This is a genomic window from Enterococcus sp. DIV1283b (assembly GCF_051710965.1).
GTDB classification, from domain to species: Bacteria; Bacillota; Bacilli; order Lactobacillales; family Enterococcaceae; genus Enterococcus_B; species Enterococcus_B lactis.
Genome location: NZ_JBIOLR010000001.1, coordinates 2,664,914 through 2,684,861, shown reverse-complemented (window position 1 = coordinate 2,684,861; position 19,948 = coordinate 2,664,914). Strand labels below are relative to the sequence as shown.

19 protein-coding genes and 1 riboswitch are annotated in these 19,948 nt (G+C 40.4%); of the genes, 18 read left to right on the top strand and 1 reads right to left on the bottom strand.

From position 1 onward, the window contains the following. Nucleotides 1–13 precede the first annotated feature (13 nt). The 6 genes from IGJ53_RS13205 (at nt 14) to thiT (ending at nt 6,038) form a co-directional block, all read left to right on the top strand. Nucleotides 14–694, top strand: coding sequence for a metal ABC transporter ATP-binding protein (locus tag IGJ53_RS13205; protein WP_002315885.1), 681 nt, complete (start codon nt 14–16; stop codon nt 692–694). Further along, complete coding sequence (locus IGJ53_RS13200) at nt 667–1,491, top strand: metal ABC transporter permease (RefSeq protein WP_002287344.1); 825 nt, start codon at nt 667–669, stop codon at nt 1,489–1,491. The genes IGJ53_RS13205 and IGJ53_RS13200 overlap by 28 nt, the downstream gene beginning before the upstream one ends. Before the next feature lie 166 nt (nt 1,492–1,657). Continuing rightward, nucleotides 1,658–2,476 (top strand): pur operon repressor, encoded by an 819-nt coding sequence (gene purR, locus IGJ53_RS13195; protein ID WP_002287345.1) that lies wholly within the window; start codon nt 1,658–1,660, stop codon nt 2,474–2,476. A gap of 380 nt (nt 2,477–2,856) precedes the next feature. Next, nucleotides 2,857–4,230, top strand: a complete 1,374-nt coding sequence (gene glmU, locus IGJ53_RS13190) for a bifunctional UDP-N-acetylglucosamine diphosphorylase/glucosamine-1-phosphate N-acetyltransferase GlmU (RefSeq protein WP_259742254.1) — start codon at nt 2,857–2,859, stop codon at nt 4,228–4,230. Nucleotides 4,231–4,323: 93 nt separating this feature from the next. Next, the gene (locus IGJ53_RS13185; protein ID WP_002287347.1) at nt 4,324–5,295 is read left to right on the top strand and encodes a ribose-phosphate diphosphokinase; all 972 of its coding nucleotides are present in this window, start codon (nt 4,324–4,326) and stop codon (nt 5,293–5,295) included. A 5-nt stretch (nt 5,296–5,300) separates the two neighbouring features. Next, nucleotides 5,301–5,403: riboswitch (TPP riboswitch) on the top strand. A gap of 65 nt (nt 5,404–5,468) precedes the next feature. Further along, entirely contained in the window at nt 5,469–6,038 is a 570-nt protein-coding gene (thiT, locus tag IGJ53_RS13180) for an energy-coupled thiamine transporter ThiT (protein WP_002315887.1), read from the top strand. An 81-nt stretch (nt 6,039–6,119) separates the two neighbouring features. On the opposite strand, the gene IGJ53_RS13175 is transcribed toward thiT, so the two are convergent. Further along, entirely contained in the window at nt 6,120–6,893 is a 774-nt protein-coding gene (locus tag IGJ53_RS13175; RefSeq protein ID WP_002293067.1) for a hypothetical protein, read from the bottom strand. 256 nt (nt 6,894–7,149) lie between these two features. Here IGJ53_RS13175 and IGJ53_RS13170 point away from each other — a divergent pair, with 256 nt between their 5' ends. From IGJ53_RS13170 to pknB, 12 genes are all read left to right on the top strand, one after another. Continuing rightward, a complete protein-coding gene (locus tag IGJ53_RS13170; protein ID WP_259742255.1) occupies nt 7,150–8,850 on the top strand; it encodes a patatin-like phospholipase family protein in 1,701 nt (566 codons plus the stop codon). Next, a complete protein-coding gene (locus IGJ53_RS13165; RefSeq protein WP_002293064.1) occupies nt 8,820–9,038 on the top strand; it encodes a YdbC family protein in 219 nt (72 codons plus the stop codon). Before IGJ53_RS13170 ends, IGJ53_RS13165 begins: the two co-directional genes overlap by 31 nt. Nucleotides 9,039–9,057: 19 nt before the next feature. Beyond that, nucleotides 9,058–9,948: a YicC/YloC family endoribonuclease gene (locus IGJ53_RS13160; RefSeq protein ID WP_010733134.1), complete on the top strand. Its 891-nt coding sequence runs from the start codon at nt 9,058–9,060 to the stop codon at nt 9,946–9,948. 17 nt (nt 9,949–9,965) lie between these two features. Further along, a complete protein-coding gene (locus IGJ53_RS13155) occupies nt 9,966–10,250 on the top strand; it encodes a hypothetical protein (protein ID WP_002287356.1) in 285 nt (94 codons plus the stop codon). Nucleotides 10,251–10,615: 365 nt separating this feature from the next. Then, on the top strand, nt 10,616–11,230 hold the full coding sequence (gmk, locus tag IGJ53_RS13150; protein ID WP_002287358.1) for a guanylate kinase: 615 nt from the start codon (nt 10,616–10,618) through the stop codon (nt 11,228–11,230). A gap of 4 nt (nt 11,231–11,234) precedes the next feature. Then, complete coding sequence (gene rpoZ / locus IGJ53_RS13145; protein ID WP_002287365.1) at nt 11,235–11,540, top strand: DNA-directed RNA polymerase subunit omega; 306 nt, start codon at nt 11,235–11,237, stop codon at nt 11,538–11,540. 252 nt (nt 11,541–11,792) lie between these two features. Continuing rightward, nucleotides 11,793–14,201: a primosomal protein N' gene (gene priA, locus IGJ53_RS13140; RefSeq protein ID WP_010733135.1), complete on the top strand. Its 2,409-nt coding sequence runs from the start codon at nt 11,793–11,795 to the stop codon at nt 14,199–14,201. A 14-nt stretch (nt 14,202–14,215) separates the two neighbouring features. Then, nucleotides 14,216–14,707: a peptide deformylase gene (def, locus tag IGJ53_RS13135; RefSeq protein WP_002373611.1), complete on the top strand. Its 492-nt coding sequence runs from the start codon at nt 14,216–14,218 to the stop codon at nt 14,705–14,707. Further along, entirely contained in the window at nt 14,700–15,638 is a 939-nt protein-coding gene (gene fmt, locus IGJ53_RS13130; protein WP_002373612.1) for a methionyl-tRNA formyltransferase, read from the top strand. The genes def and fmt overlap by 8 nt, the downstream gene beginning before the upstream one ends. Continuing rightward, entirely contained in the window at nt 15,638–16,996 is a 1,359-nt protein-coding gene (gene rsmB / locus IGJ53_RS13125) for a 16S rRNA (cytosine(967)-C(5))-methyltransferase RsmB (protein ID WP_010733136.1), read from the top strand. The genes fmt and rsmB overlap by 1 nt, the downstream gene beginning before the upstream one ends. A 12-nt stretch (nt 16,997–17,008) precedes the next feature. Next, on the top strand, nt 17,009–17,749 hold the full coding sequence (locus tag IGJ53_RS13120; RefSeq protein WP_002373615.1) for a Stp1/IreP family PP2C-type Ser/Thr phosphatase: 741 nt from the start codon (nt 17,009–17,011) through the stop codon (nt 17,747–17,749). Further along, entirely contained in the window at nt 17,746–19,815 is a 2,070-nt protein-coding gene (gene pknB / locus IGJ53_RS13115; RefSeq protein ID WP_010733137.1) for a Stk1 family PASTA domain-containing Ser/Thr kinase, read from the top strand. Before IGJ53_RS13120 ends, pknB begins: the two co-directional genes overlap by 4 nt. Nucleotides 19,816–19,948 lie beyond the last annotated feature (133 nt).

Below are 19,948 nucleotides of genomic sequence, written 5' to 3'. Positions count from 1 at the left end.
TGGAGGTTATAAGGTGCGTTACATCGAAATATCTGATTTGACCTTTTATTATGATGATGAGCCAGTACTAGAAGATGTCTCCTATCATGTAGACGCGGGTGAATTTGTCATTTTGACTGGAGAAAATGGAGCAGCCAAGTCAACCTTGGTGAAAGCATCGTTAGGATTACTGAAACCTTCAAAAGGAACGATAAAGATTGCTGAGAAAAATCAAGAGGGAAAAAAATTAAGTATCGGCTATATTCCCCAACAAGTTGCATCTTTCAATGCAGGTTTTCCAAGTACGGTGATCGAATTAGTCCGATCAGGAAGATACCCAAGAGGCCGCTGGTTCAAGCGTCTCTCTGAAAAAGATCATCAACATGTACAGCGGGCTCTAGAAGCTGTTGGGATGTGGGATATGCGAAACCGGCGGATAGGTGAATTGTCTGGCGGACAAAAGCAGCGGATCAGCTTAGCACGTATTTTTGCTACTGATCCTGACTTATTTGTCCTTGATGAGCCAACAACAGGAATGGATGAAGAGTCTAGAAATGAGTTTTATCGCCTTCTTCGACATAGTGCCCATGTCCATGGGAAATCAGTACTAATGATCACTCATGATCATGAAGATATCAAACAGTATGCGGACAGACAGATCCGACTGGTGAGAAAGGAGGATTCTCAATGGCGTTGCTTTCATATGAATTCATGAGAAGAGCTTTTCTTGCGGCTATCTTCATTGCGGGGATTGCCCCGATGCTAGGTGTGTTTTTAGTGATCAGAAGACAATCACTGATGGCTGATACACTTTCCCATGTCTCTTTAGCAGGGGTAGCGTTAGGATTCTTTTTGAACCTTAATCCTACACTTACGACCATGCTAGTCGTTGTGCTAGCAGCTGTGATATTGGAATATCTGCGAACAATCTACCGAACTTATTCGGAAATCTCCATTGCCATTTTAATGGCTGGCGGTTTAGCGCTAGCTTTAGTATTAATGAATCTGAGTGGCGGGAATTCTGCAACAAGTATCCAATCTTATCTGTTTGGTTCGATCGTGACCATTACTTGGGAGCAAGTCATCTTTTTAGGAATCTTATTCGTTGCGATCGGTATATTGTTCTTTTTATTCAAACGTCCGATGTATGTACTGACTTTTGATGAGGATACCGCTCATGTAGATGGATTACCCGTTCATTTGATGTCAATGATGTTCAATGTGATTACCGGTGTGGCTATTGCTGTGATGATCCCGATTGCCGGTGCACTTTTGATATCCGCAATCATGGTTCTTCCTGCAGCAATCGGTATGCGGTTAGGCAAAAGTTTCAATGTTGTGATTGCTATCAGTGTTTGTGTCGGATTTCTAGGGATGCTGTCAGGATTGACTAGCTCGTTTTATCTAGATACCCCTCCAGGAGCAACAATCACATTAGTCTTTATTGCTTTGTTCCTGATTGTAAATATCATCAAACGAATATTGGTTGCCTTTAGAAGAAAAAATAACTGAATGATAAAGAAAAGAAGCCTGATAAAAACGAAAAATTTTTTATAGGCTTCTTTTTATTTTAATAAATACCGAACTATTTTCTTATTTTTTCATAAAATGCTCGAATTTTTGAAGAAAAACTTATATAATGTAAAACGATAAAATTTCTTAAAAGGAGTTGGAATAGGTGAAAGTACGTCGCAGTGAACGTCTGGTTGACATGACACAGTATTTATTGAATCACCCGCATGAATTGATTTCCTTAACAAGCTTTGCCGAACGTTATGAATCTGCTAAATCTTCCATCAGTGAAGATTTGGGAATCATCAAGAAAACATTTAAAGAACGAGGGTATGGAACCTTGGAAACAATCCCAGGTGCTGCAGGTGGTGTATTGTTCATCCCTGAGATTTCATATGAAGAGGCGAAAAAATATATTGAATCTCTAGCAGAACGTCTATCAGAACAAGATCGTCTGCTTCCAGGAGGATATGTTTATCTCTCTGATTTGTTAGGAGAACCTGAACTGCTGCGTCAAGTTGGAAGAATCATTGCTTCTAAATACCTTGGTGAAAAAATCGATGCTGTAATGACTGTAGCCACAAAAGGCGTACCTATTGCCCAAGCTGTGTCCTATTATCTGAATGCACCATTCGTTATTGTACGCCGAGACTCAAAAATAACAGAAGGATCAACAGTAAGTGTCAACTATGTGTCCGGTTCTTCTGAAAGAATTGAAAAAATGGAATTGTCTAAGAGAAGCTTGAAACGTGGTTCACGTGTCCTTGTAGTGGATGATTTCATGAAAGGCGGCGGAACGGTCAACGGAATGAAGAGCTTGATCGAAGAATTCGAATCAGAACTTGTTGGCATCACTGTATTTGCCGAATCGAAATTCAACGGACATCGCGCTATCGATGATTATACGTCACTGCTTTATGTCAAAGATGTAGATACTCAAACGAAAAACATCACGGTTGTGCCGGGAAATTATTTTTCAGAATAAGAGGTTGTGAAAAAGCCGCTTAGTTTCGAGTAGTAAGAAAAATTTTGTGAAAATGGCTTTCCACATTTTTTCATAAATTTGGCTTAATACCGAGAAACTGGCTTTTGAACACCGTTTATCTAGAGGTTGTGAGCTTGCCGTTTAACTCTGAGTCACAAGGAGCAATTTCAAAAAACAGCTTCTCATGTTTGTTGGATATTGTGACTTGTGACCGAGGAGTTGGCAGGAGAGAACCGGTTACCCAATAGATAGGCCCTTTATGGTCTATCTATTTTTTTATCCAAAGAACACCGTGATGAAAGAAAATCACTTGTTTTGTTGAAAAAATGGGTATACTGGGATAAACTGAAATCAGCAAACTATATTTAGGAGTGACGCAGTTGGACGCACGTTATGCAATTATTTTGGCGGCAGGGAAAGGTACCCGCATGAAGTCAAAATTATATAAAGTTTTACATCCCGTCTCTGGTAAACCTATGGTAGAACATATCATCAATCGGGTCAGTGAAACGAAACCAGATGAAGTGATTACCATCGTTGGACACGGAGCAGAACAAGTCAAAGCACAACTAGGAGAGCGCAGTAAATATGCGTTACAGGCGGAGCAATTGGGAACAGGACATGCTGTTTTGCAAGCCGCTTCTTTCTTGGAAGGAAAAAAAGGAACGACGTTAGTTATCAGTGGCGATACACCATTATTGACTACTGAAACGCTAAACAATCTTTTTGAATATCACCAAGGAAAAAATGCAAGTGCGACGATCTTGACGGCACAAGCAGAAAACCCAACAGGATATGGTCGGATCATTCGTGATCATATTGGAATCGTAGAAAAAATCGTGGAACAAAAAGACGCAACACCAGAAGAAGCACTTGTACAAGAAATCAATACAGGAACATACTGTTTTGACAACGAAGCTTTGTTCGATGCGTTAAGCAAAGTCGGAACAAACAATGCTCAAGGTGAATACTATCTGACAGATATCATCGAAATCTTAAAAGAAGAAGGCAATACAGTTGCTGCTTATCAAACAGATGATTTCGAAGAATCAATGGGAGTCAATGATCGGATCGCATTAGCTAAAGCAAATGAGATCATGAGAAAGCGGATCAACCAGATGCATATGGTCAGTGGCGTAAGCTTTGTCGATTCAGCAACGACATATATCGATGCAGGCGTAGAGATTGGTCCAGACACATTGATCGAAGCAGGTGTACAAATCCAAGGCAATACAGTCATCGGTTCTGATTGTGTCATCGGGGCACATTCAAAAATCGTAGACAGTAGGATTGAGGATCACGTCGTCATTGAAAACTCAGTCATTGAAAGCAGCCATGTCAAGAAACATGCAGATGTGGGACCTTATGCACATTTACGGCCAAAAGCTGAAATTGGCGAAAACGTCCATATCGGAAACTTTGTGGAAGTGAAAAATGCTCAAATCGGCAAAGGAACGAAAGTCGGTCACTTGACTTATGTTGGTGATGCTACGTTGGGAGAAGAGATCAATGTCGGATGTGGTGTTGTCTTCGTCAACTATGATGGAAAGAACAAGCATCATACGACTGTCGGCGACCACAGCTTTATTGGTTCTAGCACGAATATCATCGGACCTGTCGAGGTAGCTAAAAACAGTTCGATTGCTGCCGGATCAACAATTACAGACAATATTCCAGAATATGCGCTGGCAATTGCGAGAGCAAGACAAGTCAATAAAGAAGGATATGCAAAAAAACTCCCTTATCTAAACTAAGACTTTTGCAAAATCACTTGATTTATTTAAAAAATATGACTACTATTTATTAGGTAGAATTCTAGAGTTGTGAAAAAGAAAGTGGAGGTCCCCATGTCAAAACATTACTTTGACCCAAGATTAAAAATTTTTGCGTTAAATTCCAATCGCCCATTAGCAGAGAAAATTGCAGCAGCAGTCGGTGTCGAGTTAGGAAAATCATCTGTTACTCAATTTAGTGATGGAGAAATTCAAGTAAACATTGAAGAAAGTATTCGTGGATCGCATGTCTATGTTATCCAATCAACGAGCAGCCCAGTCAATGATAACTTGATGGAGTTGCTGATCATGATTGATGCACTGAAACGAGCAAGTGCAAAAACAATCAACGTAGTCATGCCTTATTATGGTTATGCGCGTCAAGATCGTAAAGCACGTGCACGGGAACCAATCACAGCGAAATTAGTAGCAAACATGATCCAAAAAGCCGGTGCAACAAGAATGCTGACTTTGGACCTTCATGCAGTCCAAATCCAAGGTTTCTTTGATATTCCAGTCGATCATTTGATGGGTGCGCCACTTATTGCTAATTATTTCTTGGAAAAAGGAATCAAAGGCGATGATGTTGTCGTCGTTTCACCAGACCACGGTGGCGTTACACGAGCACGTAAATTAGCGGAATTTTTGAAATCTCCGATTGCGATCATCGACAAACGCCGTCCAAAAGCAAATGTTGCAGAAGTAATGAACATCATTGGACAAGTCAAAGGCAAAACATGTGTACTGATCGACGATATGATCGATACAGCAGGTACGATCACATTGGCTGCCAATGCTTTGAAAGAAGCTGGTGCAACAAGTGTGTATGCTTCATGTACCCATCCAGTATTATCTGGTCCTGCTTTACAAAGAATAGAAGATTCAGCTATCGAGCGACTAGTTGTCACAGACTCGATCTATCTTCCAGAAGATCGTAAAATCGATAAAATCGATGAAGTAAGTGTTGGCGGACTAATGGGAGATGCAATCAAACGTATCCATGAAAACAAACCGGTTAGTCCATTATTTGAAACAAAAAATAAATAATAAATAAACTCACAAAGGGGAGTCCAATTGGGCTGAGATTGAATCTATTTCTAAACCCTTCGTACCTGTTTCGGTTATGCGAGCGTAGGAATTGTGAAAAAACAGCTGTTTGAAATTTTTCGAAAGCTGCTTCCTCCTTTGTGACTTTTTTATTCAAAGGAGGAAGTTTTTTTATGGGAAAAAATAGAGTTTGGGTAGAAGGAACGATTGTTGCAGCGTTAGCGATGGTGCTGTCATTGATACCAATCCAGATCGGCAGCAGTTTTTCTATTTCATTGGGGCAGATTCCGTTGACTCTTTTTGCGTTAAGAAGAGGGGCAAAGGCAGGGATGCTGGCAGGTTTCATTTGGGGGATCTTACACTTTCCGTTGGGACAAGTTTATTATTTAAGTGTCGTTCAAGTGTTGATTGAGTATCCGATTGCTTATACTTTTGCAGGTGCAGCAGGGCTCATGGCTTCAAATGTCCAAAAAAGCTATGCAGATGGAAATACGAAACAAATCAGAAAAAACATAGTGTTTGGTGCATTGATTGGCGCACTTTCCAGATATTTTTGGCATTTTATTGCGGGAGTTGTTTTCTGGGGAGCCTATGCACTATGGGGGATGAATCCTTGGCTCTTTTCTTTCGTAATGAATGGTGCTAGCGGGTTGAGCACAGCGATTGTGACGATGATCGTTTTATTAGGGATCCAACAAACGATTCCATCGCTTTTTGTGCCAGATAAACGACAGAATCTTTAAATAAAAAAGGAAACAAAAAACTTGAGACAGAATCATGTCCTAGTTTCTTGTTTCCTTTTTGTTTTTCGGTAAGAAATAGACTCACTTCAATGGCAGATAAGAAAGACCGGCATCTTCTACCAATTGCCAGCGCCGATCGTTGACAGAGTAGATTAAAGTAGCGACGACTTCTTCTTCCCGATACCGAGTACCTTTCAATTTCCAAATATAGTCCTCAATCACATAAATAGGAATACGGTATTCGTCATCGATCAAACCAACTTGATCAAAAGAAAAAATGATCCCTTCCTGCATTAAATTACGCATTTCTTTCAATAATTCCACACTGATTTTTTCAACAGGAGTTTCCTTTTTAAAAAAGGATTTTTTTACATTGATCTTATCTGACAGGATAGAACTTAATTTACTAGCAAAAATCCTGTAAAATTCATCTAAATAGCGATAATAAATTCGGTTCAATTGATCGTTCAGATCGAAGTACACGAAATTATTTTGCAGCTTATAAAAAAATGGTGAGTGGAGATGTGTTTTCATATGGCCAAAATATAACAATTCTGAAATTTCTAAAGGTGTCAATTCTTTCAGCATCGTTAAATCAGTAAAGTCGATCCACTTCAATTCATCGAATCCACGCCTGTTTCGAGAAGAGGAAAAGAAACGCTGGATATTTTCTGTACCACGGATTACTTTCAGCCCTGTATGAGATTCGTATTCTCCAGCAGAAGCAGATGGATCAAGCAAGAGCAAGTTTTGAGGAAAATGCACGATACTGTTTGCAAAATCAGTAGCAGTCAGTCCTTTTGTTAAAACAGCATTACTTGTGGTATCAATATGTACATAAACTGACTCAGTCATCATGTTCCTCCTCTTATTTCCTCTTGATCTCTTTTATTTTACAACATTTGCATAAAAAAAGCTTGTTTCTTTTATTTTAAAATTCCATTACAAAATCACGTTTTCATTGAAAATACTCTCATTTTCAATTAATTTTTGTATTTTTTATTTAAAGGTGGTTTTATGAATTGTTTTCTTATGGAATATCCAAAGTCGAATACGATACTCATGACCTTTTTTCGACGTACTGGTATACTTGAAGAAAAAGGAGAGAGCGATGGAGATAAAAAAAGTTTACTTTTCACAGAAAATGTCGCTGTATTCGCGTATCAACCAAGCAAAACAACCTCTTCCGTTTTTTCAAAGCCATCAAGAAAGTAGAGAAGCATTTTGGCGTTCTGCAAAAAAGCAATGTGCCTTTGAAGCAGTATCAAAAAAATATACCATCTATTTTACTATTGATAAAAGTAGAGAAGATGTTATTTTTAATAACTTGCTGATCGAAGACGAAACTTTTGAATGGCAAAAACTTTTTCAGCATATGGAAGCTTGCGCTCGTTTTTTTATTAAAGAAAACTGTTGTTTTTTATTTCAATCTCCTCTATCAGAAGAATGGTTGCGTATTTTTCATAAAAACGGCTATCAAGGAACCATGCAACTAAATAAAAAGCTGGTGTATCACACAGCACTTGTATTAGGAGGAGGGGGAGCACACGGTGCCTATCAGATTGGTGTATGGCAGGCGCTGAAGGAACATAACATCCGCTTTGAAATCATCACTGGGACCTCGGTAGGTGCGCTGAACGGCGCATTGATTTTACAAGGAGACATGGAAAAAGCTGTGGGTTTATGGAAAAAGCTATCAACAAGACAAGTGCTTGCGTTGCCAGAAATGGCTGCCGTTGAAGACTTGCGTGAACGTTTCTATCAAGAAAGACGCCAAATGACGAAAACGGCACTAGTTGAAGGTGGGGTTTCGTCTGCGCCATTGGAAAAGCTGGTCAAGGAAAATTTAGATTTGTCTTTGCTCAAATACAATTCCAAAATACGTTTATACACGGTGTCTACTAAAATGCCAGAACTAGCGGAAGTAGTGACTGCTATCCAACAAACAAAAACAGAAGAAATACCAGATTGGATACTTGCCTCTGCTTCATTTTATCCTGCTATGGCTTACCGAAAGATCGGAAAAAATAAATACGCAGATGGTGGATATCGTAATAAAATCCCTATTGACATCGCGATTAACGAAGGCGCAACAGAGGCGTTTGTCGTGGATGTGCAAGGACCAGGGCCAGCGAAAAGAATCCGTGTGCCAGATACGTTTATCCATTGGAAATGTCAAACATTGTGGACGCTTGGCAGCTTTCTGCTTTTTGATAGCCAAAGGAACCAATTAAATTTACAATTAGGCTATCTGGAAATGAAAAAACGATTAGGCTGTTACTACGGGAATTGGTATACATTTGATTCTGTCAAACAAGCAGGAACATGCTGGCGTGGATTTTTATCTTACTTAATAAAAGAACTTCAGTTAGAGCTATCTTTTTTCAAAACCATAAAATTTTGGCAAAAACTGCGTAATATATATAAGAACAGGGTCGAACCAGAAACATGCGGACTGGCGATGCTGGAACTTTTAGCAAAAAAACATTTTTTATTGCCAAACAAAGTCTATGAAGTAGATTGGATGTTTCAAATGATCTGCCAACAAGATAGAAAAAGTATGCCGGATGATTTATTGGCACAAGTTGGTCAATTAAGTACAGAAGAATGGCGGAGGTATCGAAAATATCAGCAGAAAATACAAAATGAACGCACGAAAGCCGTTTATTTTAAAAAACTGCTGCAAGAAAAATGTAAGGATCGTTTGCAGCGTGAACTGCTTGAACAGCCAGTTGACACATTACTGATCCTATATTTATATTATCTCAAGGAGGAACAACCATGGCACAAGAATTTTCATATGAAATCGTAGAAGAAATCGCTGTTTTATCAGAAAACAACAAAGGATGGCGTAAAGAGCTGAACTTAGTCAGCTGGAATGGTCGTCCGCCGAAATTCGATCTTCGAGATTGGGCACCCGACCATGAAAAGATGGGGAAAGGGCTGACACTGACGAACGAAGAGTTTGAACAACTGCAAAAAGCAATAGAAAATATGTAATGAGGAAGGACCCTGTCGAATGAAAAGTATGACTGGTTTTGGCAAAGCCATCCGCGAAACAAAAGCATATCAGCTAGATATCGAAATAAAAAGTGTCAATCAGCGTTTTCTAGATGTCCAAATACGAAGTCCTAAAATCCTGAACTTTATTGAAAACGATTTTCGTCAGCTTATCAAACAGCAGTTAAGCCGCGGACGGATCGAGGTATTTGTGAATCTAGCTTATATTGGCAAAAACGAAAAGCAGATCGTCATCAATTGGGAATTGATTGATTCACTTATCACCCAATTGACAGACGGGATTCAACAACGATACGGGAGTCAAAATCAAGTGTCAATTCGTCGGCTGGCGGAACGCTTCGCGCTGGATGAAAACTTCGTAACGGTAGAAGAAAAACCGGAAGAGAGCATGGAAGAATTGGCACAGTTAGCTCTAGATACATTGAAAAGTGCACTTGATTCTATTGAAGCCAGTCGAGAAAAAGAAGGACAAGCCTTAGCTTCGGTGCTGAAAAAGAACACGGAAGAATTCAAACAAGTACTAAAAAAACTCAATAGTTTTGTAGATGTCTATGAACAGGAGTTTCAATTAAGGTATCAAAAAAAGCTGGAGGAATTTCTTGGAGCGAAAGTGGATGAGCAACGGTTGCTGACGGAGATGGCTATCTTGCTGGAACGTGGAGATATCCACGAGGAACTGGACCGTTTGGCGATCCATGTCCAAAAACTAGATGAACTTATCGAGGCGCAATGTCCTGTAGGCCGGGAATTAGATTTTCTGATCCAGGAAATGAATCGGGAAATCAACACGATCGGTTCCAAATCAAATGCAATCGAAATTAAAAATCAAGTCGTCCAATCCAAGACGATCTTAGAAAAAATCAGAGAACAGGTCCAAAATATTGAATGACGAAAGAGGTAGAGACAATGAAATACTATGACGTAACGTTCCACGAATTAAGTGGAAAAACTGTTGTTAAACGGGATATTCCTTCTGAAAAAAACGGCTTTGACGTATGGAAAGATGCCTGTGCAGACTATAATGAGAACGAACTGTTTATTTTGATCAACGACGGTGCTTACGTGACGATGAATCGGAAATTTATTGTTCGAATCGACACAGAAGAGGTAGAAGATCCGACAGAAAAAGCACGTTCTCGAAAAGATGAAATCATGGGTGTAGTGAATACTTTGTCCAATATGGGCTTTTAGCAAGGATGTTGAACAAAGAAATACAGTAAATAAACAGAATTGCATTTCTTCGCTTAGCTTCTTTGCTCTTGAAATCCATTTTGGGGTTGTGACAAAATACGTGTCATAACCTTTTTTTATTCTAAATAAATCATGTTTAAAATCCGTTTTCTCATTATGAAGTCAAATTTATGCAAAAATGTGAGAAGCCATTTTTATTTGGCTGTTCTTATTACTTGATGCAGGGCAGCTTTTTCACGACCTCTTGGTTACAGGGTAGCTTTTTTACCAATTTCTAGCTATAATTAAAGATAACCTTGAAAGTTGCAGAAAAAAAGTGCAAAATAAACGATAAGTACAAAAAGACTAGTTGAAAGGACGTCGTCATGTCAGAGCGTGGATTATTAATCGTGTTGTCTGGTCCATCCGGTGTAGGAAAAGGCACAGTACGAAAAGCAATTTTTGAGAGTGAGGATAATGATTTTCAGTATTCAATCTCAATGACTACCCGTAAAATGCGTGAAGGGGAGGTCGAAGGCGTTGATTATTTCTTCCGAAGCAAAGAAGAGTTTGAATCAATGATCGAAGCTGGAGAGATGCTGGAATACGCAGAATATGTCGGGAATTATTATGGAACGCCTTTGTCATATGTCAACAAGACATTGGATGAAGGAAAAGATGTTTTCTTGGAGATTGAAGTCCAAGGAGCAAAACAAGTCAAAGAAAAAGTGCCCGATGGTGTATTCATTTTTTTGACTCCGCCAGATTTAGCGGAATTAAAATCACGGATCGTAGGCCGAGGAACAGATGCAGACGAAGTAATCGAAGAACGAATGAAAGTTGCAAAAGAAGAAATCGAAATGATGGCTCTTTACGACTATGCTGTTGTGAATGATGAAGTGCCGCTAGCAGTTGAACGAATCAAAAACATTATTGCCAGTGAACATTTTCGAGTAGATCGCGTAATCGGTAAATATATTAAAATGTTAAAGGAGATGTAGTCTTATGATGTTAAAACCTTCAATTGACTCACTATTAGATCGTGTAAATTCAAAATATTCTCTAGTAATTTTAGCAAGCAAACGCGCACATGAGTTGGATGCAAGTGCACAACCCACTCTAGATTCTTTTGATTCAGTAAAAAGCGTTGGTCAAGCTTTAGAAGAAATCGATGCAGGGAATGTAGTCAATGATCCTCATCCTGAATTAAAACGTGAACGTTTGAAGATGGAAGAAGAGGAACGTCAAGCTCAAAAAGAGCGTGAACAACACGAATTGGAATCACGTATCCGCGAAGAGCAAAAAATGTAATAAAGAAAAGTAGAGCGAACATCTAAAAAGAAAAGCAAACCCAGCGGTTTCCTTTTCAAACATTCGCCCCTTATTGTCTGGTAGAAAAGGCTGTGTCTGAACTTTTTGACACAGTTCTTTTTTTTCTTATCCGCTGTTAATTTTTTGTTAGGATTTGGCAGAAAATAAGACAAATCCAACGATCTCTAGTAAAATAGGCAAGGAACTTTTTGTCGCTTGATATGAAAAGACAAAAAAAGGAGGAAACGAACCATGACATTAACAGCTGAAGTCATTGTGGACGTACCTACTATGCAGACCGATCAGCCATTCACCTATCTGGTTCCCTCTGAAATGGAAACAGCTGTGCAAGTCGGGATGCGGGTAGAGGTCCCTTTTGGTAATGGCAATCGTCATGTCCAAGGATTTGTTATGGCTATCCAAAAATCAGAAGAATCAGCTAACCCATCGTTGAAGGCAGTGATCCGTTTGCTGGACCTTGCTCCGGTGGTCAATGAAGAATTACTTTCATTAGCTGATTACATGAAAAAAATCACTTATGCATTCAAAATCACTTGTCTACAAACGATGCTTCCGAGTGTGATGAAAGCAGAATATGATAAATTGATCTATCCTTTGGCAGATACACCAGAAATTCAGGCATTGTTTGGACAACGAGAAGTGATTTCTTGGAAAGAAGCAGAAGAAGAAGGCAGCCTTTCTCAATTGATTCGTTGGCGCCAAGAGCAGTTAGTAGATATCAAATACGAAGTCCATACACGAAATAAAGTAAAAACGATTCGTTTGGTCCGTTCCCTATTAACTGAAAAGCAAATCGAAGAAGAATGGGCAAAATTACGGCAAAATGCCAAGAAACAAAAAGAGCTTCTTTTGTGTTTATCTGAAATGAGCCAGGAAGAACCAATCGCTTATTTCAAAGATAAAGAAATCAGTACTGCTGTCTTGAATCAAGGAAAAGAAAAGGGTTGGTTGGAGTTTGTAGAATCAGAACGTTATCGCGACCCTTATCAAGACCGAGTATTTGACCAAACGACGGCATTGGAACTGAATGCAGAACAAAAAAATGCTGTCGAACAAATCATCACAGCAGGTCAGCAACAAAAAGATCAGGTCTTTTTGCTAGAGGGAATCACCGGTAGTGGAAAAACAGAAGTATATCTTCAATCAATCGCTGATGTTTTGTCAGAAAATAAAACGGCTATAATGTTAGTGCCTGAAATCGCATTGACTCCGCAAATGGTCGAGCGATTCAAAGGACGCTTCGGTGAATCAGTTGCGGTCTTACATAGCGGACTTTCCCAAGGTGAAAAATATGATGAATGGCGCAAGATCGAGCGGGAAGAAGCACAAGTAGTAGTAGGCGCACGCTCTGCTATTTTTGCTCCGCTGAAAAATATAGGATTGATCATTATCGATGAAGAACATGAATCAAGTTATAAACAAGATGAGACGCCGCGTTACCATGCGAGAGATTTAGCTATTTGGCGCAGTAAATACCATCATTGCCCAATAGTCCTTGGAAGTGCGACACCCTCTTTGGAATCAAGAGCACGAGCTCAAAAAGGCGTGTATCAGTTATTGCAGTTGAACCACCGAGCCAAAGCAGCTGCACAACTTCCAGCTATTGAGATCGTAGATATGCGTGAAGAGTTTCAGAATCATCGGACCTCTACTTTTTCTGCTAATTTGCAGGAAAAGATACAAGATCGGTTAGACAAAAAAGAACAAACTGTCCTACTGCTCAATCGTCGAGGATATTCGTCTTTTGTGATGTGCAGAGACTGCGGATTTGTTCTCCCATGCCCTAATTGCGATATCTCTCTTACCTTGCATATGGATACACGTTCGATGCGCTGTCATTATTGCGGACACGAAGAACCTATTCCTAATCGCTGTCCCAATTGTGGGGGCAACAAAATCCGCTACTATGGGACAGGCACCCAAAAAGTAGAAGAGGAACTCCGAGAACTTTATCCGCAAGCTAGGATTTTGCGTATGGATGTAGATACCACCCGAAGAAAAGGGGCACACGAACAGATTTTACAAAAATTCGGTGCAAAAGAAGCAGATATTTTATTAGGGACACAAATGATCGCTAAAGGCTTGGATTTTCCAGAAGTCACATTAGTTGGCGTGTTGAATGCCGATACCTCCCTGAATTTACCGGATTTTCGTTCTAGCGAGCATACATTCCAATTGCTGACCCAAGTTTCAGGTCGAGCAGGACGAGCGGAAAAACCTGGCGAAGTCGTGATCCAAACGTTCAATCCTCAGCATTACGCCATAGAATTGGCTAAAAAACAAAACTATGAACAGTTTTATCAGCAGGAAATGCATGTACGGCATCGTGGAGGCTACCCTCCTTATTACTTTACTGTGAAAATAACTGCCAGCCATCCTGAAGAACAAGTGGCGGCAAAGAAAATCTTTCAGATTGCCAATCAGCTAAAAGAAGTATTAAGTCCTCAAAGTTTGTTACTAGGACCAACACCCAGCATGATTTTGAGAGTGAAAAATCGATACTATTATCAACTGATCATCAAATATAAACATGAACCGAATCTTCCCCATGTTTTGGATGAAATCTTGAATGGAAGCCAGAAAGAACAGCGGCAAGGCCTTTTTGTGGCAATTGACAACGAACCATTAAACTTTATTTAAGAAAGGACCAACTTATGCGCTATCCTATATTGATCCACCCTAATGATAAATTAAAAAGACCTGCTCAGCCAATCGACGTGATCACGGACGAAACGATTGCTTTGTTAGACAACTTATATGAGACGATGATTGCGAATGACGGAATAGGGATTGCTGCTCCTCAAGTAGGACAAAACAAGAGAATCGCTGTGATCGAAGTAGATGAAGGCGAAAAATTCGAACTGATAAACCCAGAAATCATTGAAGCAAAAGGTGAAAGCATGGACGTAGAAGGCTGTCTCAGTATTCCGCATGTCTATGGAACAGTCAAGCGAGCAGATGAAGTGACTGTACGCTATTATGACCGCGATGGAGAAGAGATAGAAGTGACAGCTTTCGGCTATTTAGCCCGTGCCTTCCAGCATGAAATCGATCACTTAGACGGTATTCTGTTCATTGAGAAAATGGTACAGCAGATCCCGGAAGAAGAACTTGAAGAATATATGGAGGAACATCTTGATGACTAAGTTAGTATTTATGGGCACACCTGCTTTTTCTGTGCCAATTCTTGAAGGGTTGATAGAATCAGGCTACGAGATCCAGGCAGTAGTCACACAGCCCGACCGTCCAGTTGGGCGGAAACGAGTAATTACGCCGACACCGGTAAAAGAAGCTGCTCTAAAGCACGGTATCCGTGTGTTGCAGCCAGAGAAAATCTCCGGTTCGCCAGAAATGGAAGAAATCATTGAATTGGCACCTGATGTGATCGTCACTGCGGCGTTTGGCCAATTCTTGCCTGAAAAGTTATTGCAAGTGCCAAAATTAGGGGCAATCAATGTCCATGCTTCTTTACTTCCTAAATATCGGGGAGGTGCGCCTGTTCATTATGCCATCATGAATGGGGAGAAAGAAACTGGTGTAACGATCATGGAAATGATCAAAAAAATGGATGCAGGCGGAATCTATGCGCAAGAAAGCATGCCAATCACTAAACAAGATGATGTGGGGACGATGTTTGAAAAGCTTAGCCTTTTAGGAAGAAAGCTATTGCTAGAAACATTGCCTAATATTTTGAATGGACAAAAACCAGTCCCTCAAGACGAGTCAAAAGCCACTTTTTCGCCAAACATCACACGTGAACAAGAAGCGGTCGATTGGCATAAAACTGCAGAAGAAATCGACAACCAAGTACGCGGGATGCGTCCTTGGCCGATTGCATTCACGACCTATGAAGGTACACGCTGGAAATTATTATCGGTTGAAGTACTGGCAGAAAGTACAGACGAAGCACCAGGCACGATCATCCGAAAAGACAAAAAAAATCTATGGATTGCTTGCGGTAAACAGACCGTATTAGCCATCAATGAATTGCAGCCAGCTGGTAAAGGAAAACAAGCCGTACACGATTTTCTTAACGGAAGCGGTCAGCAAGTTCAGATTGGTCAGCAGGTGAAATAATGAAAAAAATCCCTAAAAAAATGAAAAAATCTGTACGATATATGGCATTACTGACATTAGAGCGAGTGAACAAGGGCGGCGCCTACTCGAATCTTTTGTTGAATGAGATGATTAAACAAAGCGAGCTAAATCAAAAAGATGTGGGTCTATTTACAGAATTGATCTACGGTACGATTAGCCATCAGCGACTATTGGAATTTTACGTTGCACCATTGATCGCTAAAGCAAAAAAAGTGGATGACTGGGTCAAGACGCTTCTGTATCTGTCTGTATATCAATTAGAATTTTTAGATAAAGTCCCTGCACATGCTATTTTAAACGAGGCGGTCGAAATCGCGAAAGTAAAAGGAAATCCTGGGACAGGAAAATTTGTAAATGGTGTTTTGAGGAATTATCAGCGTCAAGGAGCACCAGATCTGCAAGGCATTGCTGATCCTATCGAAAGGCTTTCTGTCAAAATCAGCCTGCCTCTATGGATGACGAAACGGTTGGTGGATCAAATCGGTTACGAAGAAACTGAAAAGCTCGGTTTATCGCTATATCAGCCTAGCCATGCTAGTGCCCGAGTAGATACACGCCGACTTTCCAGAGATCAGGCCATCACTGTTTTGCAAGAAGAAGAGATCACAGCTGAAAAAAGCCAAGTCAGTCCATACGGTATAGTAGCGAAAAAAGGGCATTTAGCTTCTAGCTCATTGTTCCACGATGGTGTCATGACGATCCAAGATGAAAGTTCGATGCTTGTAGCGCCGTCTATGCAAATCGAGCCTGAACATCATGTTTTAGATGCCTGTGCAGCACCCGGAGGTAAGACGACACATATTGCTTCTTTTTTGGATCCTTCATGCGGCGGGGAAGTGATTGCTTTAGATGTACATGAACACAAAGTCAAACTCATTGAAGAAAATGCAACACGTCTGGGTGTCTCTTCTGCTGTTTACGCTCAAAAGATGGATGCTAGAGAAGTCAGCAAGCAGTTTGAACCAGAGCAGTTCGATCGGATTTTAGTAGACGCGCCTTGTTCAGGTCTAGGGCTCCTTCGGCGAAAACCAGACATCCGTTATAAAAAGCAGCCGGATGAATTAGCGAATTTACCAAAAATCCAATTGGAAATTTTAGAAAGCTGCGCACCAGCTTTAAAGTCTTCCGGTATTCTGACTTATAGTACTTGTACGATCTTAAAAGAAGAAAACCAAGACGTTGTTTCTGCTTTCTTGGAAAGACACCCTGATTTTGAGAGGATTGATGTTTTGACCGATCCTATGCTACAATCATCAATCGTAGAGAAAATGTTGACTTTGTATCCGCATCAGTTTTACACAGATGGATTTTTCATTTGTTGTTTGCGCAAAAAGTAATGAGGTGAAAAAATGCAGATTGAATATCAATCAGATGTAGGAAGACGACGTAACACCAATCAAGACTATGCCAGTGTATTTACTAGCCGGTCAGGTCTCAAGCTTGCTGTATTAGCAGATGGGATGGGTGGGCACCGTGCTGGAGACATTGCTAGTCAAATGGCGGTAACAAATCTAGGCGAAGCTTGGGAAGAACAAGAAGCTGCCGACGATGAAAAAATCGCCCAGTGGTTCATTCAATCGATTCAAGAGGAAAATGTGCTGATTTATCAGCGAGGACAAGAACAGCCGGAATATAACGGTATGGGAACAACAATCGTAGCGGCAGCTCTGTCAGATGACTGGTTCACGATTGCTAATGTTGGCGACAGCAGAGCTTATTTGATTCGTGAAGATAAAATCATGCAATTGACAGAGGATCATTCTTTAGTTAACGAACTAGTCAAATCAGGGGAAATCAGCGAAGAAATGGCAGTGAACCATCCAAGAAAGAATATTTTAACACGTTCTGTCGGCATGCCAGGAACAGTCGAAGTAGATGTTTCTACTCATCTTTGGCAACTAAAAGATCGCTTGCTGTTATGTTCAGATGGCTTGACGAATATGCTATCTGAAGAAGAAATAGGAACGATCATTAATCAAGAAGGCCCGTTGTCCCATAAAGTAACTGAGCTGATTGATCGTGCCAATGAAGCAGGCGGAGCGGATAATATCACCGTTCTTCTTATCGAATATAAGGAGGACCGTGTATGATCGAGTTGGGAAAAAAATTAAATGGCCGTTATCAAATCACGGGGAATATCGGTAGTGGTGGTATGGCTAATGTATTTTTGGCGCACGATTTGATCTTGGATCGAGATGTAGCAGTCAAAGTCTTACGATTCGACTTTCAAAATGATCAAACCGCGATTCGACGATTTCAGCGAGAAGCTTTAGCAGCAACAGAACTCGTTCATCCAAATATTGTCAGTGTTTACGATGTTGGTGAAGAAGACAATATGCAGTATCTAGTGATGGAATACGTCAAAGGAATGGACTTGAAACGATATATCCAAACACATTATCCTGTTCCTTATGAAACAGCAGTAAATATTATGCAGCAGATTCTTTCTGCTATTTCTTTAGCTCATAACCATCAAATCATCCACCGAGATTTGAAACCCCAAAACGTATTGATCGATAACGAAGGTGTAGTAAAAATCACGGATTTCGGGATTGCTATTGCTTTATCTGAAACATCGATCACACAGACGAATACGATGCTGGGATCTGTTCATTACCTATCTCCTGAGCAAGCAAGAGGGAGTATGGCAACGAAGCAGTCAGATATTTATGCTTTAGGGATCATTCTTTATGAGATGCTGACAGGTAGCGTGCCGTTTGACGGTGAATCTGCTGTGACGATTGCTTTAAAACATTTCCAAGATGATCTTCCATCCATAAAGGCACTTGATCCAAATGTACCGCAAGCACTGGAAAATGTGATTTTACGGGCGACGGCTAAAGAACCTGCAGACCGTTACAAGTCAGCCGAAGAAATGTCTGATGATCTTTCTACAGTATTATCACCAGCTCGTGCAAACGAAGAAAAATGGCAACCTCATGCGATGGATAACGAAACAAAAGTTATCACACCGCTTGCAGCAGATACACCAATGCCGGATTCATTCAAATCTATGCCTCTGCCAAAAGACGAACCGAGAAACGAAACATTGCCGGAAGAGGAAGAAGTTCTGCCTGACCCTAAAAAGAAAGGACAGAAAAAATGGTGGCTGATCCTGTTAGCTGTCCTCGCTGTTTTAGGAATCGGAACAGCTGTGTTCTTTGCTTCTGGCGGACGAGGAGAAGTTGTTGTTCCTGATGTTTCTGATCTTTCTGAAGCTTCTGCCAGAGAAACACTCGCAAAAGCGAAGTTAGAAGTAGCAACAAAAACAGAAGAAATTGCAGATGACAAAATCGAAGAAGGCAATGTGGTGAAGACAGACCCGGCAGCGGGAACGACAGTCAAGCAAAAACGCGAAGTCACTCTTTATATCAGCAGTGGCACGAAAAAAATCAAATTAGATGATTACAGTGGTAAAAGTTATGAAGATGCTGAAGCAAGTTTGAAAGAATTAGGATTTTCTGCTGATTTGATTCAAAAAGAAGAGGAATTCAGTTCAGAAGTAGAAAGCGGAATGATCATTTCGCAATCTCCATCAGAAGATACAGAAGTCGATCCTAAAACAGACACGATTACTTTCACAGTCAGCAAAGGACCAGAAACAGTGACTTTGAGTAGTCATGTAGGAGGAAACTACGAAACTGTCCGTAATTGGCTTGTTACACAAGGATTCAATATCAATAACATTAGTGCTACTTATGACTATAGCGACACTGTGCCATCGGGTTCGATCATTAGTCAGGATCCAGCCTCAGGTGAAGTTGTAGCAGAAGAAACTTACATCAGTTTTGTCGTAAGCCAAGGAACAGAACCTAAACTGAATGACATCTCCGGCTATACAAAAAGCGAAGCACAAAGTTATTTGGCTAGTATTGGTGCAGAATATATCGGTCATGAGACTTCTGAATATTCAAGCACGGTGGATAAGGACAAAGTAATCCGTACAGTGCCAGGGGCAGGTACGACGATTACCAAAGGAATGGTTGTAAACGTGATTTACTCTAAAGGACCAGACCCAGCGTCTTCTAGTTCTGAGAAAGATTCTTCAGACAGTTCTAGCAGCTCAAGTAGCTCTAGCAGTACGAGCAGCTCTTCCAAAGAAGAATCTTCCAGCACTACAAGTTCATCGGATAGTACCTCAGAAAGCTCAAAATAAGTTTTTAATAAAATAGAACAAAGAGGTTGTGACAGAAGTGATCAGCTTCAAGAAATAAGAAGGAATTTACGAAAATTGATTCTCAAATTTTTGTGAAATTTCGGCTTATTTCCGAAGAAGCTACTTCTGGAAC

Excerpts from the sequence above, each read along its gene's own strand:
- IGJ53_RS13200 (WP_002287344.1), top strand. The coding sequence starts at position 667 with ATGGCGTTGCTTTCATATGAATTCATGAGAAGAGCTTTTCTTGCGGCT.
- IGJ53_RS13185 (WP_002287347.1), top strand. The coding sequence starts at position 4,324 with ATGTCAAAACATTACTTTGACCCAAGATTAAAAATTTTTGCGTTAAAT.
- thiT (WP_002315887.1), top strand. The coding sequence starts at position 5,469 with ATGGGAAAAAATAGAGTTTGGGTAGAAGGAACGATTGTTGCAGCGTTA.
- IGJ53_RS13175 (WP_002293067.1), bottom strand. The coding sequence starts at position 6,893 with ATGACTGAGTCAGTTTATGTACATATTGATACCACAAGTAATGCTGTT.
- IGJ53_RS13170 (WP_259742255.1), top strand. The coding sequence starts at position 7,150 with ATGGAGATAAAAAAAGTTTACTTTTCACAGAAAATGTCGCTGTATTCG.
- IGJ53_RS13165 (WP_002293064.1), top strand. The coding sequence starts at position 8,820 with ATGGCACAAGAATTTTCATATGAAATCGTAGAAGAAATCGCTGTTTTA.
- IGJ53_RS13160 (WP_010733134.1), top strand. The coding sequence starts at position 9,058 with ATGAAAAGTATGACTGGTTTTGGCAAAGCCATCCGCGAAACAAAAGCA.
- IGJ53_RS13155 (WP_002287356.1), top strand. The coding sequence starts at position 9,966 with ATGAAATACTATGACGTAACGTTCCACGAATTAAGTGGAAAAACTGTT.
- gmk (WP_002287358.1), top strand. The coding sequence starts at position 10,616 with ATGTCAGAGCGTGGATTATTAATCGTGTTGTCTGGTCCATCCGGTGTA.
- rpoZ (WP_002287365.1), top strand. The coding sequence starts at position 11,235 with ATGATGTTAAAACCTTCAATTGACTCACTATTAGATCGTGTAAATTCA.
- priA (WP_010733135.1), top strand. The coding sequence starts at position 11,793 with ATGACATTAACAGCTGAAGTCATTGTGGACGTACCTACTATGCAGACC.
- def (WP_002373611.1), top strand. The coding sequence starts at position 14,216 with ATGCGCTATCCTATATTGATCCACCCTAATGATAAATTAAAAAGACCT.
- fmt (WP_002373612.1), top strand. The coding sequence starts at position 14,700 with ATGACTAAGTTAGTATTTATGGGCACACCTGCTTTTTCTGTGCCAATT.
- rsmB (WP_010733136.1), top strand. The coding sequence starts at position 15,638 with ATGAAAAAAATCCCTAAAAAAATGAAAAAATCTGTACGATATATGGCA.
- IGJ53_RS13120 (WP_002373615.1), top strand. The coding sequence starts at position 17,009 with ATGCAGATTGAATATCAATCAGATGTAGGAAGACGACGTAACACCAAT.
- pknB (WP_010733137.1), top strand. The coding sequence starts at position 17,746 with ATGATCGAGTTGGGAAAAAAATTAAATGGCCGTTATCAAATCACGGGG.